This window comes from Thermomonospora umbrina (assembly GCF_003386555.1).
Taxonomy (GTDB): domain Bacteria; phylum Actinomycetota; class Actinomycetes; order Streptosporangiales; family Streptosporangiaceae; genus Thermomonospora; species Thermomonospora umbrina.
On the sequence record NZ_QTTT01000001.1, the window covers coordinates 4639664 to 4655646 of the forward strand.

General features: G+C 72.2%; 15 protein-coding genes. 10 read left to right on the plus strand and 5 right to left on the minus strand.

Translation table 11 applies throughout. The features are described 5' to 3' along the window. The first annotated feature begins 115 nt into the window (after positions 1-115). The 4 genes from DFJ69_RS20700 to DFJ69_RS20715 all read left to right on the plus strand — a co-directional run bounded on the left by DFJ69_RS20700 (position 116) and on the right by DFJ69_RS20715 (position 5767). The gene (locus tag DFJ69_RS20700) at positions 116-1126 is read left to right on the plus strand and encodes a sigma-70 family RNA polymerase sigma factor (RefSeq protein ID WP_116026767.1); all 1011 of its coding nucleotides are present in this window, start codon (positions 116-118) and stop codon (positions 1124-1126) included. A 689-nt stretch (positions 1127-1815) separates the two neighbouring features. Continuing rightward, positions 1816-2196 (plus strand): DinB family protein, encoded by a 381-nt coding sequence (locus DFJ69_RS20705; RefSeq protein WP_116024136.1) that lies wholly within the window; start codon positions 1816-1818, stop codon positions 2194-2196. A gap of 1370 nt (positions 2197-3566) precedes the next feature. After that, positions 3567-3986, plus strand: a complete 420-nt coding sequence (locus DFJ69_RS20710; RefSeq protein WP_116024137.1) for a CBS domain-containing protein — start codon at positions 3567-3569, stop codon at positions 3984-3986. Between the two features lie 65 nt (positions 3987-4051). Beyond that, positions 4052-5767, plus strand: a complete 1716-nt coding sequence (locus tag DFJ69_RS20715) for a proline--tRNA ligase (RefSeq protein WP_116024138.1) — start codon at positions 4052-4054, stop codon at positions 5765-5767. Between the two features lie 42 nt (positions 5768-5809). On the opposite strand, the gene DFJ69_RS20720 is transcribed toward DFJ69_RS20715, so the two are convergent. Both DFJ69_RS20720 and DFJ69_RS20725 read right to left on the minus strand, forming a co-directional pair. Beyond that, entirely contained in the window at positions 5810-6055 is a 246-nt protein-coding gene (locus tag DFJ69_RS20720) for a DUF397 domain-containing protein (protein ID WP_245974487.1), read from the minus strand. Between the two features lie 103 nt (positions 6056-6158). Further along, positions 6159-8321, minus strand: a complete 2163-nt coding sequence (locus DFJ69_RS20725; RefSeq protein ID WP_245974488.1) for an MMPL family transporter — start codon at positions 8319-8321, stop codon at positions 6159-6161. A gap of 137 nt (positions 8322-8458) precedes the next feature. On the opposite strand from DFJ69_RS20725, the gene DFJ69_RS20730 reads away from it, so the two are divergent. Next, the gene (locus tag DFJ69_RS20730) at positions 8459-9169 is read left to right on the plus strand and encodes a TetR/AcrR family transcriptional regulator (protein WP_116024141.1); all 711 of its coding nucleotides are present in this window, start codon (positions 8459-8461) and stop codon (positions 9167-9169) included. An 11-nt stretch (positions 9170-9180) separates the two neighbouring features. Here DFJ69_RS20730 and DFJ69_RS20735 read toward each other — a convergent pair whose 3' ends face one another. After that, complete coding sequence (locus DFJ69_RS20735; RefSeq protein ID WP_147312379.1) at positions 9181-9519, minus strand: hypothetical protein; 339 nt, start codon at positions 9517-9519, stop codon at positions 9181-9183. A 129-nt stretch (positions 9520-9648) separates the two neighbouring features. Between DFJ69_RS20735 and DFJ69_RS20740 the strand changes: the two genes are divergently transcribed. The 5 genes from DFJ69_RS20740 to DFJ69_RS20765 all read left to right on the plus strand — a co-directional run bounded on the left by DFJ69_RS20740 (position 9649) and on the right by DFJ69_RS20765 (position 15032). Beyond that, positions 9649-10827, plus strand: coding sequence for a sensor histidine kinase (locus DFJ69_RS20740; RefSeq protein ID WP_211328675.1), 1179 nt, complete (start codon positions 9649-9651; stop codon positions 10825-10827). Beyond that, a complete protein-coding gene (locus DFJ69_RS20745; RefSeq protein WP_116024143.1) occupies positions 10824-11465 on the plus strand; it encodes a response regulator transcription factor in 642 nt (213 codons plus the stop codon). The genes DFJ69_RS20740 and DFJ69_RS20745 overlap by 4 nt, the downstream gene beginning before the upstream one ends. Positions 11466-11595: 130 nt before the next feature. Continuing rightward, a complete protein-coding gene (locus DFJ69_RS20750; protein ID WP_245974489.1) occupies positions 11596-12435 on the plus strand; it encodes a transporter substrate-binding domain-containing protein in 840 nt (279 codons plus the stop codon). A gap of 7 nt (positions 12436-12442) precedes the next feature. Next, a complete protein-coding gene (locus DFJ69_RS20755) occupies positions 12443-13069 on the plus strand; it encodes a LysE family translocator (protein ID WP_116024144.1) in 627 nt (208 codons plus the stop codon). A gap of 391 nt (positions 13070-13460) precedes the next feature. Continuing rightward, entirely contained in the window at positions 13461-15032 is a 1572-nt protein-coding gene (locus DFJ69_RS20765; protein ID WP_116024145.1) for a Na+/H+ antiporter, read from the plus strand. 120 nt (positions 15033-15152) lie between these two features. Here DFJ69_RS20765 and DFJ69_RS20770 read toward each other — a convergent pair whose 3' ends face one another. Together DFJ69_RS20770 and DFJ69_RS20775 are read right to left on the minus strand one after the other, a co-directional pair. After that, entirely contained in the window at positions 15153-15692 is a 540-nt protein-coding gene (locus tag DFJ69_RS20770) for a DUF1707 SHOCT-like domain-containing protein (RefSeq protein WP_116024146.1), read from the minus strand. A gap of 46 nt (positions 15693-15738) precedes the next feature. Continuing rightward, the gene (locus DFJ69_RS20775) at positions 15739-15981 is read right to left on the minus strand and encodes a DUF397 domain-containing protein (RefSeq protein WP_245974490.1); all 243 of its coding nucleotides are present in this window, start codon (positions 15979-15981) and stop codon (positions 15739-15741) included. Positions 15982-15983: the final 2 nt, after the last annotated feature.

Below are 15983 nucleotides of genomic sequence, written 5' to 3' on the forward strand. Positions count from 1 at the left end.
CGGAATCGAAACTCATCGGCGGTGGGGCGATGAGTTTCCACAGATCGACCGGTCTGTACCGATGACGGCGAAGGCCGCCTACAGTCGCTCGGAAGGGAACAGGAAGGCCATGGCGATGACGCAGACACGACCCGACGCCCCCGAGGGGACGGAACCCGCCGACTTCGAGCGGCTCGCCGACCCGTTCCGGCGGGAGCTGATGGCGCACTGCTACCGGATGCTCGGATCCGTGCACGACGCCGAGGACCTCGTGCAGGAGACCTACCTGCGGGCCTGGCGCGCCTACGACCGCTTCGAGGGCCGCTCCTCGCTGCGCACCTGGCTCTACCGCATCGCCACCACCGCCTGCCTCACCGCCCTGGAGAGCCGGGACCGCCGCCCGATGCCCACCGGGCTGGGCGCCCCCAGCGCCGACCCCGCCGACGACCCGGTCGAACGGTCCGAGGTGCCCTGGCTGGAGCCGGTGCCCGACGCTCTGGTCGGGGCGGACGGCGCGGACCCGGCGGCGATCGTCACCTCACGCGAGAGCATCCGGCTGGCGTTCGTGGCCGCCCTCCAGCACCTGCCGCCCCGCCAACGCGCCGTGCTGATCCTCCGCGACGTCCTCCGGTGGCGCGCCGCCGAGGTCGCCGAGGCGGTCGGCCTCAGCACCGCCGCCGTCAACAGCACCCTCCAGCGCGCCCGCGCCCAACTCGACCGCGCCGGGCTCACCGAGTCCGGTGTCGACACCGCCCTGACCGCCGAGCAGGAGGCGCTGCTCGACCGCTACGTCAAGGCGTTCGAGGCCAAGGACGTGCCCGCCATCGTCGAGCTGTTCACCGACGACGCCGTGTGGGAGATGCCGCCCTTCCCGGCCTGGTACCAGGGCCGCGCCGACATCGGCCGCCACCTGTCCGACCGCTGCCCCGCCGGCCCCGGCGACCTGCGGGTCCTCCGCGTCCGGGCCAACGGCCAACCCGCCCTCGCCCAATACCTGCGCGACCCCGCCGACGGCGTCTTCCACCCCTTCAACCTCCAGGTCGTCACCTTCGGCCCCGAGCGCATCACCCACGCCGCCACCTTCCTCGACACCTCCCTCTTCGCCGTCTTCGGCCTGCCCGACTCGCTCCCCGTGCGGTCCCGATGACCGGCGGCATCGCCCTCCTCGAACGCGCCCTCACCTACACCCTGGGCGCCCTCGCCGCCGTCACCCCCGACACCCTCACCCGCCCCACCCCCTGCCGCGCCTGGGACCTCCGCGCCCTCCTCCACCACATGAACGACGGCCTCCTGGCCCTCCATGAGGCCGTCGACCTCGGCCACATCGCCCCACCCCCCACCAGCCCCTCACCCCCCGCCCTCCCACCACCGCCGCCCCACCGGCCCACCCCGACCCACCCCTCAACACGGGCCCACCGACCAACGCACGCTCAGCCGCCGACCCACGCCCAGCCCCCAGCACCAGGGCAGCCTCCGACACAAGGGCAGCCGCCAGCACAGGGCCACCCGCCGGCACAAGGCCAGCCGTCAGCACAGGGTCAGCCGCCGACGCACGCCCAGCCCTCGACACAGGGTCAGCCCTCGACACAAGGGCAGCCGCCAACGCACGCTCAGCCGTCGACCCAGGCCCAGCCGCCGACACAAGGCCAGCCCCCGGCACAAGGCCACCCGTCAGCACAGGGCCAGCCCCTGACACAAGGGCAGCCGTCAGCACAGGGTCAGCCCCTCACACAAGGCCAGCCCCCGTCACAAGGCCGGCCGCCAACGCACGCCCAGCCCCAAACACGGGCCCACCCCCGAACACCGGCCCACTCCACAACATCGATCAACCCCCCAATGCAGGCCCACCCCACGCCACCGGCGCTGCTCGATCCGGTGGCCGCCCTGCGCGCCAACGCCACCCGTCTCCTGGGCGCCTGGACCAACTCGGGCGGCCGAGCCGGCGTGGCCATCGCCGACCTGTCGATCACCGCCGCGATCGTCACCACCGCCGGCGCCGTGGAGATCGCCGTCCACGGCTGGGACGTCGCCTGGTCCTGCGGCGTCCACAAACCCATCCCCGAGGCCCTGGCGGAGCAACTGCTCCCCTTGTCCACCCTCCTCGTCACCGACGCCGACCGCCCCACCCGCTTCGCCGCCCCCGTCCAGCCACCCCCGTCACCCACCACGGCGGACCTCCTCCTCGCCCACCTCGGCCGCAACCCCACCCCACGCTGACCGTCCGTCCGCCGCGCCGTGCTCCACTCCGCGTCTCGGGTGGTCCGGCTCGGGGAGTCGTCTCGTCGCCTACCTCGGCCGCTCCGTCAACCCACGCTGACCGGCCGTCCGCCGCGCCGTCCGCCGCGCCGTGCTCCGCTCCGTGTCTTGGGTCGTCCGGCTCGGGGAGTCGTCTCGTCGCCTACCTCGGCGGCTCCGTCAACCCACGCTGACCGCTCGTTCGCCGCGCCGTGCTCCGCTCCGTGTCTGGGGTGGCCCGGCTCGGGGAGTCGTCTCGTCGCCTACCTCGGCGGCTCCGTCAACCCACCCTGACCACCCGCCCGCCGCGCCGCTCCGCTCTGTGTCTGGGTGGCCCGGCTCGGGGAGCCATTTCCTCGCCTACCTCGGCCGCACCCTCACCCGACGCTGACCACCCGTCCGCTGCGCTCCGCTCCGTGTCTGGGGTGGCCCGGCTCGGGGAGTCGTCTCGTCGCCTACCTGGGCCGCTCCGCCATCCCACGCTGACCGCCCGTCCGGCGTGCTTCACCCCGTGTCTGGGGTGGCCCGGCTCGGGGAGTCGTCCCGTCGCCTACCTCGGCCGCACCCCCATCCCACGCTGACCGCCCGTCCGCCGCGCCGTGCTCCGCTCCGTGTCTCGGGTGGCCCGGCTCGAGGAGCCGTCTCCTCGATCACTCGGCCCAGGCCCCGGCCTGCCTTGACCGTCGGTCTGTTTCGTTGTGTTCGTTTCGGCGTCTCGGGTCGTGCGGCTTGAGGGGGTGTCTCTTAGCCTGGTGGTCCGCGTCCGGGTCTGTTCTGGCCGTCGGTGTGCTGCGTTGCGTTCGTCTCGGCATTGCCGGTCGTGCGGCTCGAGGGAGCGCCTCCTCGTTCGGTAGGTCCGCGCCCCGGTCTGCCTGCCTTGCCCAGCCGCCTGCTTCGCCGTGCTCGTCTCCGCTCCTCGGTCGGCCGGCTGGGGGACCGGCCACTGTCTTGGGCGGTGCCCCGGCCCGCCTCGCCGCCCTGTCCTCGCACGCGCATCGTTCGGCCGGGGGATCGGCCTCTCGCTCTTTTGGGTCGGCGACGACTTTGCGTTGATCGCCGGGACGCTTCGGTGTCTCGTCCCCACCCTGATCGTCCGGCGAGGGGGTCGGCCACGTGCTCATGTAGGTGCGACCTGGTTGCGCCTTGGTCGTCGGTCGCCTCGCAGCTCCGTCCCAGGACCCTCGGTTGTTCGGCTCGGCGGGGCCGGCTGGGCGCGCTTCGGGGTTGTCCTGGGCGGTGGTCCGCTTCGTGGTGGGGGTTAGGGGAATGGGGCTCAGGGGGGTACATGAACGGGCACGAACCGGGTAATCGGGGACGGACATACGCCGGTGCAGAGTGAGGAGGAGGCGGCGATGGCTCAGAAGGTGAGCGAGGTCATGACACCCGTTCCGGTGGCCGTGGAGCCTCAGGCGTCGTTGGTCGAGGCGGCGGAGCAGATGCGGCAGCACGGGATCGGGGACGTGCTGGTGACCGAGGGGGAGAGCCTGCGGGGGCTGGTGACCGATCGGGACATCGTGGTGCGCGCGGTGGCGGCCGGGCTCGACATGTCCACGACCACGGTGTCGGAGGTGTGCAGCGCGGAGCTGATCACCGTCGCGCCGGCCGACGACGCGGACGCCGCCGTGCGGTTGATGCGCGAGCACGCCATCCGTCGCGTTCCGGTGGTCGACGGCGATCGGCCGGTGGGCGTGGTCTCCATCGGTGACATGGCGATCCAGCGCGACACCCGTTCCGTGCTGTCCGACATCAGCGCCCAGCCTCCGACGACCTGACGTTCCCCGGGGCCTAGACTGCCGTCCCCCCGTTCGTCGTCTACCGGGGTTGAGGGGCGTCCGTCATGCGGTGGAGTCAGTTGTACGCGCCGACCTTGCGGCAGGACCCGGCGGATGCCGAGGCCGCGAGTCACCGGCTGTTGGTGCGGGCGGGATTTGTTCGCCAGTTGATGGCGGGGCACTACTCGCTGCTGCCGTTGGCCGTGCGGGTGCGCGCCAAGGTGATCCAGGTGATCCGCGAGGAGATGACCCGGATCGGGGCGCAGGAGTTCATCCTGCCGGCGATGCACCCGGCGGACCTGTGGCGGCGGACGGGGCGCTGGGACGCGATGGGCGAGGAGATGTTCCGCCTCACCGACCGCAGGGGCACCGACCTGGCCCTGGGCATGACGCACGAGGAGGTCATCGCCTCGGTGGCGGCGGAGCTGGGGTCGTACCGGCGGCTGCCGCAGCTCTGGTACCAGTTCCAGACGAAGTTCCGGGACGAGCCGAGGCCCCGGTCGGGGCTGATCCGGGTCCGGGAGTTCACCATGAAGGACTCCTACAGCCTGGACGTCGACGAGGCCGGGCTCGACCGCTCGTTCGCGCTGCACGACGAGGCGTACCGGCGGATCTTCGCGCGGCTCGGCGTTCCCGCGATCGGCGTGGAGGCGTCGAGCGGCAACATGGGCGGCAGCGACTCGGTGGAGTTCATGTGCCCGTCCGAGGCGGGCGAGGACCTGGTGGTCCGTTGCCCCTCGGGCGACTACGCCGCGAACGTGGAGAAGGCCGCGTCCCGGCTCGACCCGGTCGCGGACGGGCCGGGGCCACCGGTGCCGGAGCGGTTCGACACGCCGCACGCCCGGACGATCGAGGAGCTGACGCGTCTGCACGACGTGCCCGCCGAGCGCCAGGTCAAGACGCTGGTGTACGTCCTGGACGACCGGCTCGCCCTCGTGCTGATGCGCGGTGACCACGCCCTGGTCGAACAGAAACTGGCGGACGCGACGGGGGCGGTCGCGATCCGTCCGGCGCACCAAGAGGAGATCGTGGCGGCGCTCAAAGCCGCGCCGGGCAGCCTCGGCGCGGTGACCGCCGCGCTTCCGCCCGACCACGGGATGACGATCCTCGCCGACGAGGCGCTGCGGGGCCGCCGTGACATGACGACCGGGGCGAACGTCGACGGCGTCCACGTGCGCGGCGTCGACATCGCCCGGGACGTCGCCGTGGACCACTGGGCGGATCTGCGCGAGGTCCGCGCGGGGGAGCCGTGCCCTCGGTGCGGCGCGCCGCTGGAGGTGGTGGACGCCATCGAGGTCGGCCACATCTTCAAGCTGGGGTACCGCTACACGGAGGCGATGGGCGTCCGGGTCCTGGGCCCCGACGGTGCGGAGATCACCCCGATCATGGGCTCGTACGGCATCGGGGTGGAACGGGCGATCGCCGCGATCGTCGAGGCCAACCACGACGACGCGGGCATCGTCTGGCCCGTCGGCGTGGCCCCGTTCGACGTCGCGGTGGTCCTCCTGAACCCGGGCGACGCCGAGGTCGCCGCCGTCGCGGAGCGTGTCCACACCGCCCTGGGCGCGGCCGGTGTCGACGTGGTCCTGGACGACAGGGACGAACGACCGGGCGCCAAGTTCAAGGACGTCGAGCTGATCGGCATCCCGTACCGGGTGACGGTCGGCAGGCGCGGCGTGGACGCGGGGACGGTGGAGATCACCGCCAGGGCCTCCGGCGAGACCGTCGTCGTGCCGGTCGACGAGGCCGCACCCCGCCTCGTCGGGCTGCTCACCGCATGACGCGGGGGCGGAGCCGGTGCGGCCCCGCCCCCGTGCCGAGGGTCAGTCCTCGGGAGGGAGATCGTCCAGCAGATCGTCGAACTCCCCGTCCTTCACCCCGGCGACGAACGCGTCCCACTCCGCCTCGGTGAAGTAGAGGGTGGGACCGTCCGGCTCGGCGGCGTTCCGCATGGTGATCGCCTGAGTGCCGGGGGCGAAGATCTTGTTGTCCTTGCGGTGCTCGTCGGGGACGTCGGCGGCATCGATGAACTCGATGACCACCCGGTCCGCGCCTTCCTGCTCGGTCACAGTCACTTCCTCGTGTCGCCAACGATCCAGCCCCGCCATGCTAGGCGCGCGGCGGCCCGTGGGCGGGCGCTACGACAGGACATTCCCCGAACCCTCCGGTCCCTCACCCGATTCGGACCGGTTCGCGAGGTTTCGGCGTCTCCTCCTCCCGGATGCCGAACCGACCGTGCAGTCGGGCCAGCGGGCCCGGGGCCCACCAGTTGGCCCCGCCGAGCAGGCGCATCACGGCGGGCACCAGCACCAGCCGGACCAGGGTCGCGTCGATGACGATGGCGATCACCATGCCGACGCCGATCATCTTGATGAACGAGACCCCCGACATCGCCATCCCCGCCAGGACGACCACCAGCAGCAGCGCGGCGCTGGTGATGATGCCGCCGGTGCGCTGCAGCCCGGAGGAGATCGCCGCGGTGGTGTCGCCGGTCCGGTCGTACTGCTCCCGGATCCGCGACAGCAGGAAGACCTCGTAGTCCATCGACACCCCGAACAGCAGCAACAGCATGAGGATCGGCATCGCGGGGTCGATGGTCCCGGTGGCGGTGAAGTCGAGCGCGCCGGACAGGTTGCCGTCCTGGAAGATCCAGACCACCGCGCCGAACGCGGCCCCGAGCGAGAGCATGTTCATCACGATCGCCTTGAGCGGCAGCACCACCGAGCCGAACGCCAGGAACAGCAGGACGAAGATCGCCGTCCCGATCATCAGCGCCACCCAGGGGAGCATCCCGCCCAGGCTGTCGAGCTGGTCCATCGTGGCGGCGGTGTCGCCGCCCACGTGGACCGTGGTGCCGGGCGGCGCGGGGAGGTCGCGCACCCGTTCCACCACGTCGCGGGCCTGGTCGGACTGGGCGGCCCCGGCGTGGGTCAGCGCGATCGCCGACGCGTCGTTGGCCGTGCCGGTCACGGTCGCCCCGGTGACCCCGGGCACCCGGTCGAGTCGCGCGGCGTAGGCGGCCGGGTCGGTGCGGCCCTCGACGATGACGGTGATGGGGCTCGTGGTGTTGCGGGGGAACTCGTTCTCCAGGGTCTGGCTGACGACCCTGGCGGGGTCGTCCTGCGGCAGCACCCTGGAGTCCACGCCGCCCCAGTTGATGCCCAGGAACGGCGCGGTCAGGGCGGCGAGCAGCACGGTGGCGGCCACGGCGTACAGCGCGGGGCGACGCATCACGCCGTGCGCGAGCCGGTGCCACGCGCCGTCGCCGACGGTGGCGGCGGTGGCGGCGGGACGGCGGCGGATCGCCAGGGCGTTGATCCGGGGGCCGAGCACCGCCAGCAGCGCCGGCAGGAGCGTCAGCGCCACCACCATGTCGACCAGGACGGTGGCCACGCCGCCGTACCCCATCGACTTGAGGAAGATCTGCGGGAAGAGGATCAGCCCGCCCATCGAGATCGCCACCGTCACGCCGGAGACCAGCACGGTGCGTCCGGCGGTGGCCAGGGTGGCGGCGAGCGCGTCCTCCACCGAGTCCCCGCGCCCCAACTCCTCGCGGAACCGGGCGACCATGAACAGCCCGTAGTCGATGGCCAGCCCCATGCCCAGGAAGGTGGTGATGTTCACCGCGAAGATCGACAGATCGGTGGTCAACGCGATGACGTGCAGCGCCGTGAAGGACCCGAGGATCGCGGTCACGCCCGTCACCAGCGGCATGGCCGCGGCCACCAGTCCGCCGAGGATCACCACGAGCAGCACCAGCAGGATCGGCATCCCGAACATCTCCGCACGGGCGATGTCCTCGCCGACGCGCTCGTTGACGGCGACCTCGGTGCCCACCTCGCCGCCCACCTCGGCGGTCACCCCGCCGGCCGGGTCGAGGGAGTCCTTGATCGCCTCGTAGTCGTCCTGGCGTTGCGCGGAGTCCGCTCCGGCCAGTCGCAGGACGGCGTACGTCCGGGTGCGGTCTTCATTGACGAACTGCGGTGACCCCGTCGAGTAGTAGGTCACGGCGGCGGCGACCCGTTCCTTGGGCAGCGCCGCGAGAGACCCGGCCACCGCGGCCCGGAAGGCGGGGTCGTCGACCCGGCCCCCGCGCGGGTCCTCGTACAGGACGACCAGGTCGGCCTCGGTGCGCGGCAGGCCGCGCTCGGCCGCCGCGACGGCCTCGGCGCTCTCGCTGCCCGGTGTGCGGAAGCCGTCCGCCGAGGTCATCGCGCCGAACACGCCGGTGCCCCATACCCCGGCGAAGATCAGGGCGGCCAGCGACGCCGCCAGGACGGCCCATCGCCGCCGGTACATCAGGCGGCCCCATCGTTCCAACATCTCGTCCCCCACGTGCGTGACGCACCATTGCTATGATGAACACTGTTTACTGATACTGTTGTAAACTCTCGCATACGCCGTTAACTTTCGTCAACGCCGTCACTGCGGAATCATGCGAGGGGCCCGGTACGAGCGAGGGAGCGGACACCATGGTCGAGACGCGACGCGACCGGCTGCGGGCGGCGACCGTCCTGGAGATCACCCAGACCGCCCGGCGACTGCTGGTCGACCAGGGGCAGGAGGCGATGACCCTGCGGGCCATCGCCCGGGAGATGGGGATGACCGCGCCGGCCCTCTACCGTTACTTCGACAGCCACTCCGAGCTGCTGGCCAAGGTCGTCGGCGACATCTTCAACGACCTCACCGACGACATGCGCGACGCGATCGCCGCCGTCCCGCCCGGCGACCTGAGCGGCCGGACGCTGACGGCCTGTCGAACGTTCCGTCGCTGGGGGCTGGCCCATCCCCGGGAGTACGCCCTCCTGTTCGGCACCCCCACCCCCGCGCTCGACGTCGAGCACGACGACTTCGCCTCCGCCTGCGGACTGCGCTTCGCCTGGACGTTCCTCGCCCTGTTCGTCGAGCTGTGGGAGCGGAGGCCGTTCCCGATCCTCGAGGACGGCGACATCGCCGAGAGTCTGCGCGGGCAACTGGAACGCTTCCGCGCCTCCATGGGCTTCGCCCTGCCCCTGGGGGCCGCCCTCGTCTACCTCCAGTGCTGGGTACGGCTGCACGGCAACGTCAGCCTGGAGGTGATGGGCCACCTGGACTTCGCCCTGGACGACCCGGAACCCTTGTTCGAGCTGCTGCTGTCCGAGATGAGCGCGTCCGTGGGCTTGGTCTACGGCCCGCCCGAGTGACGCCACGGCCCTCAATTCCAGGCCATGGCGACGACGGCGTTCGCGATGGTGAGTCCACCCGCCCACAGGCGCGGGCCGCCGTCGCGCGCGGAGCGGCGGGCCCACAGCGCGCAACCCAGGACGGCGACGGCCAGCCCCGCCTTGACGGCGACCTTCGGACCGTTGACGGGCAGGTCTCGGGCCACCTGCACCACCACCAGCAGGACACCCGTGACCAGCATCGCCGCCGCCGCGCCCAGCACGGCGACGCTCGCCTTCGCGAGCGGGTCACGTCCCGCCACCAGACCGCACAGCAGCACCGCCAGCGCGGTGAAGTGACAGACGAAGAGAACGACACGGATCGCTTCCATGGCGTCCACATTCCGGCCGCCGGCGGCTCCGCGCCTCCGCCGGGCGGGCGCGCACGGCGGCCACCCGGTCGATCACCCTCCTCCGACCGGAGGAGGCCGGGCATCCGCCGCCCACCTACGATCGGTGTGGTGCTGACCCGGTGGACGGAACAGGTCTTCGACGACCGGCTCGCCCCCGCCCGCATCGTCCTGCTGGTGGTCGTGGCGCTCGGCGACCTGCGGTTGCTGCATCCCCCCGAGGACGCCGCCGACTGGGCCCTCGCGCTGGGCGCGTTGGCGATGTGCCTGGCCGCGAGCGTCATCCCGGTGATCGCCGCCGTCACCCTGTCGCTGACGCTGCTGCTGAGCGGCTGGGTCGGCGCCGGCGTCGCGATGACCCTCAAGGCGATGATCGTGATCGCGTTGTTCGAGGTGGCGCTGCGTTCCGGGGGCCGGCGCGCCGTCGCCGGTGTGAGCGTGTCCGCCGTCCTGGTGGGCGCGCATGTGGCGCACCTGCAGGACGAGTACGCCTCGACCCTCTACCGCGTCGTCATCCTGCTGGGCGTTCCGCTGCTGCTGGGCGCGTACGTGCGGCTCACCCGCGAGCACGCCCGACGGGAACGGGAGCACGCGGCGGAGGAACGCCGTCGCCGTCACTCCGAGACGGCCGCCGCGCGGGCAGCCGAGCGCACCGCGATCGCCCGGGAGCTGCACGACCTCGTCGCCCACCACGTGTCGTCCATGGTGCTGCGGGTCGGCGTCGCGCGCCACGTGCTGCCGGACGCCGACCCACGGGTCACCGAGGTGCTGGACGACCTGCACGGCTCCGGCACCGCCGCCCTCGCCGACCTGCGCCACCTCGTGTCGGTGCTGCGCGACCCGGCCCGCGCCGCCGACGTGCCGCCCGTCGACCCCGACGGCCTGCCCGAGGCCCTCCACGACGCCGCCGAACGGGGCCGTCAGGCGGGCGTGGACATCGAGGCCGACATCGACCCGGCCGTCGCCCTCCTCGACAACGTGCGTGGGCTGACCGTCCTGCGCCTCGCCCAGGAGGGCCTGGCCAACGTCGCCAAGCACGCTGGCCCCCACGCCACCGCGAGGCTCACCGTCCGCCTCACCGAATCCCGCCTCCACCTGCGCATCGACGACGACGGCGGCCTGCGCGCCCCACCGCCCGCCGCCGCCTCGGCGGGCCACGGGCTGATCGGCATGACCGAACGCGTCGAACTGCTGGGCGGCACCCTCCACGCCGGACCGCCCGCCGGCGGCATCGGCTGGCGACTGGCCGCCGAACTGCCCATGCCCGTCACCGTGGAGGGAACGGCATGATCCGCGTCCTGCTCGTCGACGACCAGCACCTGGTCCGGATGGGTCTGCGCATGCTCTGCGACGCCGCCCCCGACCTGGAGATCGTGGCCGAGGCCGAGGACGGCCGCGCCGCCGTCCGCCTGGCGGCCGAGCACGTCCCCGACGTCATCCTCATGGATTTGCGCATGCCCGGTGTCGACGGCATCACCGCCACCCGCCGCATCATGGCCGAACGACCGTCGTCCCGCGTCGTCGTCCTCACCACCTTCGACGACGACGACCACCTCTACCCGGCCCTGTCGGCGGGCGCCTTCGGCTTCCTCGTCAAGGACTCCCCGCCCCGGGAACTGCTGCGCTCCATCCGCATGGCCGCCGAGGGCGACGCCCCCTACAGCCGGGCCGTCCTGGCCCGCCTCGTCGACCGCGCCGTCCATGCCCGCACCGACCACGCCCCCGCCGACATCCCCGGCCTCTCTCCCCGTGAGCAGCAGGTCCTCCGCCTCGTGGGCGAGGGCCTCACCAACCCCGAGATCGCCGAACGCCTCCACCTGGGCGTCACCACCGTCAAGACCCACGTCGCGGGCCTCATGCGCAAGACCGGCTGCCCCAACCGCATCCGCCTAGCCGTCCTCGCCACCCGCACCGGCGCGACCGACTGACTTCCGTCGCGGCGGTGCCTTGACCCGTGGCCTGCTCACCGCGAGGAACGGCCGACGAGCGCCGTACGGCGGATTGCCGGTTATGGCCAAGATGTAGTGTTTTCGGGGCGCCTTTGGGACGTTCGGGCGGGTGGGTCGATCTCTTGGGGGCCTGATGGGGATGGTCGTCCGGGCGCGGCGGCTGATCGCGGTGGGCCTGGTGGGGTGTGCGGTCCTGGTGGGGTGCGGGAGTGGGCGGGGGTCGTCCATTCTCGGGAAGGGGACGCTGCTCGTCGGGGTGCGGCCGGATCTGCCGGGGATCGGGATGCGGCGGGCGGACGGGCGGTTCGAGGGGTTGGACGTGGACGTCGCGCGTTACCTGGCCGGGCGGCTCGGCAAGGACGTGCGGTTCGTGGCGGCGTTGGCGTCCGATCGGGAGACGTTGCTGTTGGAGGGGCGCGCCGATCTGGTGTTGACGTTCTCGGTCATGCCGGAGCGGAAGCGGCGGCTGACGTTCGCGGGGCCGTACTACCTGGCGTACCAGGACATCCTCGTGCGGGACGACGAGCGGGGGATCCGGGGGGTGCGCGACCTGAAGGGGCGCAGGATCTGTGACGTCGCGGGGGCGCGGGCGGCCGTGCGGGTGACGGAGGAGCGGCGGGTGGCGGCGGTGCCGGTGCCGGCCAAGAGCTATGACGAGTGCATGGCGATGCTTCGGGATCGCCGGATCGACGCGATCACCACGAACGACACGATCCTGGCGGGGCTCAAGGCGCGCCACGGCGGGGTGCGGATCCTCAACGCCAGGTTCGGGGAGCGGCGGACCGCCGTCGGCATGCGACGGAACGACCCCGACGGCTGCGAGGCCGTCAACAGGGCGATCACGCAGATGTACCAGGACGGCACGATGCCGAAGCTGATGCACAAGTGGTTCGCGGACACCGGCCTCGACCTGTCGACGGTGGCGATCCCGCAGTTCGAGGGGTGTTAGGAGGGTCATGACGAACGGGATGCAGTTGCTCGCCTTCGCCGGCGTGCTCCAGTTGACGGTGATGTCGCCGGGTCCGGATTTCGCGCTGATGGTGCGCAACTCGGCGGTGTCCGGGCGCAGGGCGGGCATGATGACGGCCCTCGGGATCGCGGTGGGCTGCCTGCTGTGGGCGGTGGCGGCGGCGGTCGGCGTGGCGGCGGTCCTGGCCGCGTCGGCGACGGCGTACACGGTGGTCAAGCTGGTGGGGGCGGCGTATCTGCTGTTCCTGGGCGTGCGCGCGGTCCGGGCGGCGATGCGCGGCGAGTACCGTCCCGGCGAGAGCGGGGACGACGAACGCGACGGGCCTTGGAGGGCGTTCCGCCAGGGTCTGCTCTGCAACGTGCTCAATCCGAAGGCCGCCGCGTTCTATGTCGCGTTGATGCCGCAGTTCCTGCCGGAGTCGCCGAGCGTGGCCCACACCGGGGCACTCACGGTGATCGCGTTCGCGTTGACGGCGCTCTGGTTCGTCATCGTGGCCAACGTGGTGGGCGCGCTGAGGCGGGTCTTCGACCGTCCCGTGGTCCGTCGCCGACTGGACGCGATCATGGGTTTCGTCCTCGTGGGCCTCGGTCTGAGGCTCGCGACCGACCGCTGAGCCCGGCCCGCGCGCTCGCGTACGTGCCCGTTCCGCAGATGCCGAGCACGCCGATCCGCCCGGAATCGATGTCGCCGCGTGAGGTCAGGTACGTGACGGCGTTGCGGAAGTCGTCGGCCCGCTGGAACGGGTCCGTGCGGCTCGCCCTGGTAGGCCGCGTCGAACGTCGACGCCGCGAAGCCCCGCTCGACGAGCCGCGCGGCGTGGTCGGTGGGTCGCGCCGAGGTGCGGAACGCGAACAGGCAGGTCTCTCCTGATGGCCGCGCCCTCGAAAGCGGATTCGGCGATGAGGGCAACGGTTTCGTCGAGGGCGGTTCACACCTGCGACGGCGGGCGGATCCGCTGAGCGGCGGGCGGGTAGAGCCCTGGGCGTCTGTCGGGGAGGACGTGTTTGCTCGGTCTCGAACTCGTGGTGGTCCTGGGTGTGGCGATCCTCGTGTGCAGCCTGCTCGGGCGTCGCCTGCGGGTCGCGCCGCCGGTGCTCCTGCTGCTCGCCGGCGTGCTCCTGGGGTTCGTTCCCGCGTTGCGCCGGGTGCAGTTGCCGCCGGAGGCGGTGCTGCTGCTGTTCCTGCCCGCGTTGCTGTACTGGGAGAGCCTGACCACGTCCCTGCGGGAGATCCGCAGCAACCTGCGCGGCATCGTCCTGATGAGCACCGTGCTGGTCATCGCCACGGCGGGCGCGGTGGCGACCGTCGCCCACGCCCTGGGGCTGCCCTGGGGGCCGGCGTGGGTGCTGGGGACGGCCGTCGCGCCGACGGACGCCACGGCGGTCGGGGTGCTCGCCCGGACGCTGCCACGCCGCACCGTCACCGCGCTGCGCGCCGAGAGCCTGATCAACGACGGTACGGCGCTGGTCATCTATGGCCTGGCCGTCGGCATCACGGTCGGCGAGGAACGCCTCAGCGCGCCCCACGTCGGAGTGCTGTTCTTCGTCGCCTACGGGGGCGGGGCCGTGATCGGGGCGCTCACCGCGTGGATCGGTGAGCGGGCGCGCCGCAGCCTGGACGACCCGCTGCTGGAGAACGTGGTCATGCTCCTCATCCCGTTCACCGCGTTCCTGCTCGCCGAGCTGGTCCACGCCTCGGGCGTCCTGGCCGTCGTGATCGCCGGGCTCATCATCAGCCAGGTCGGGCCGCGCGTCGGGCGGGCCGCGATGCGCCGCCAGGCCGAGGCGTCCTGGTCGCTGGCCGCCTTCCTGCTGAACGGCTCACTGTTCGTCCTGGTGGGGCTGGAGGCGCAGTCGGCCGTCCGCAGCCTCACCAGCGACGACGTCACCCACGCCCTCCTCGCCGTCGCGGCCGTCTCCGTGACGCTCCTCGCCGTGCGCGTCGCGTTCCTGTTCGTCGCCGTGTACGTGATCCGCCTCCTCGACCGCCGTCCGCAGCAACGTCTGCGCCGCGTCGGCCACCGCGCTCGGGTGGTCAGCGGCATCTCCGGTTTTCGCGGCGCGGTGTCGATGGCGGCGGCGCTCGCGGTCCCGCACGCGCTGAACTCGGGTGCGCCCTTCCCGCACCGCGACCTGATCGTCTTCGTGACCGCCGGGGTCATCGTGGTGACGATGCTGCAGGCCCTCCTGCTCCCCGGCGTGGTGCGCTGGGCCCGCCTGCCCCGCGACACCGCCCTCGACCGGGAACGCTGCCTCGCCCAGACCCTCGCCACCGAAGAGGCCCTCGCCGCCCTGCCGCAGATCGCCGCCGAGCTGGACACCGACGCCGAACTCGTCGACCGACTGCGCAAGGAGTACGAGGACCACCTGCTCGTCCTGCGCGCCGGCAGCGACGACCCCGCCCCCCGCCGCGACAGGCAGTACACCGCCCTGCGCCTGGCCCTGCTCGCCCACAAGCGCGCCACCGTGCTCAGACTCCGCGACGAACGCCGCATCGACGACACCGTGCTCCGCCAGGTGCAGACCCGACTCGACAACGAGGAGATCCGCCTGTCCCGACCCGAGGCGATCGACTGAACGTGAGGGTGTCGCATCGGGTGGACGTCGCGGGCGACCGAGGAGTACGCGGCCCGGCCCGGCGCGTCGATGAACGAGGACCCGGCTCGATCCGACAGGGCTCGCGGGCGGTGACGGGGCTCAGCGTCGGGCGTGGCGGATTTTCAGGCGTCCGAAGCCCATGGTCCCGGAGATCCGGATCGTCGGCCCGTCGGCGCGGGGGCGTTGCGGGGCCTTGTAGTGCGAGCCCTTCCACCCGGTGTGCAGGCCGTCGAGGTCGACGATCGCGTTGCGAGGCACCGTGATCTTGCCCTTGCCCGTGCCGAGGTGTAGCTCGATGTCCACCTGCGAGTGCTCGATGACCGCTCGGGACAGGTTCAGGTTCATCCTTCCGAACGCGGACTCGACCTTGAGGCTACGAGGGACCCGCCATGCGCCGCGCCGCCGGATCCGGCCGCTCACGGCGGCGATGGTGGATCGCGTGTCCGGGACCTCACCCGGGAGCGAGGTCAGGGCCCGTACGAGGTCGCTGTGCGTCTTGGCGGTGAGCGCCTGCTGGAGGCGTTCGTCCAGCTCCTCGTGGGAGATGTGCTCTTTGGCGTACGCCTCCTGCAGACGCTTGACGGCCACTTCGCGGTCGCCTTCGCTGATCGGCGGCGGCTCTTCTGGCGGAGGGGTCACCGTTTCACTGTAAGGGCCCGCCCGCCGGAGCCGAGCGGCCTCCTGGTCAGTGGGTGAAGAAGTCGAACTCTCCGTTGCGTACGCCTTGGAGGAAGGCTTCCCATTCGGCGCGTGTGTAGAGGATGAGTTGCGCGTCGGGGTGATGGCTGTGCCGTACGGCGACCCGTTCGGTCCCGTCAGCGAGGGGGCCGGCCTCGACACAGTTGCCGCCGTTGTCGGGGCTGTACGTGCTGATGTGCCAGGCGACGCCGGCCCGCTCGTCGGGGTCGAGGGTGTCTGCCGTGTTCACTG

Excerpts from the sequence above, each read along its gene's own strand:
- DFJ69_RS20755 (WP_116024144.1), top strand. The coding sequence starts at position 12,443 with ATGACGAACGGGATGCAGTTGCTCGCCTTCGCCGGCGTGCTCCAGTTG.
- DFJ69_RS20735 (WP_147312379.1), bottom strand. The coding sequence starts at position 9,519 with ATGGAAGCGATCCGTGTCGTTCTCTTCGTCTGTCACTTCACCGCGCTG.
- DFJ69_RS20710 (WP_116024137.1), top strand. The coding sequence starts at position 3,567 with ATGGCTCAGAAGGTGAGCGAGGTCATGACACCCGTTCCGGTGGCCGTG.
- DFJ69_RS20715 (WP_116024138.1), top strand. The coding sequence starts at position 4,052 with ATGCGGTGGAGTCAGTTGTACGCGCCGACCTTGCGGCAGGACCCGGCG.
- DFJ69_RS20700 (WP_116026767.1), top strand. The coding sequence starts at position 116 with ATGACGCAGACACGACCCGACGCCCCCGAGGGGACGGAACCCGCCGAC.
- DFJ69_RS20705 (WP_116024136.1), top strand. The coding sequence starts at position 1,816 with ATGCAGGCCCACCCCACGCCACCGGCGCTGCTCGATCCGGTGGCCGCC.
- DFJ69_RS20730 (WP_116024141.1), top strand. The coding sequence starts at position 8,459 with ATGGTCGAGACGCGACGCGACCGGCTGCGGGCGGCGACCGTCCTGGAG.
- DFJ69_RS20745 (WP_116024143.1), top strand. The coding sequence starts at position 10,824 with ATGATCCGCGTCCTGCTCGTCGACGACCAGCACCTGGTCCGGATGGGT.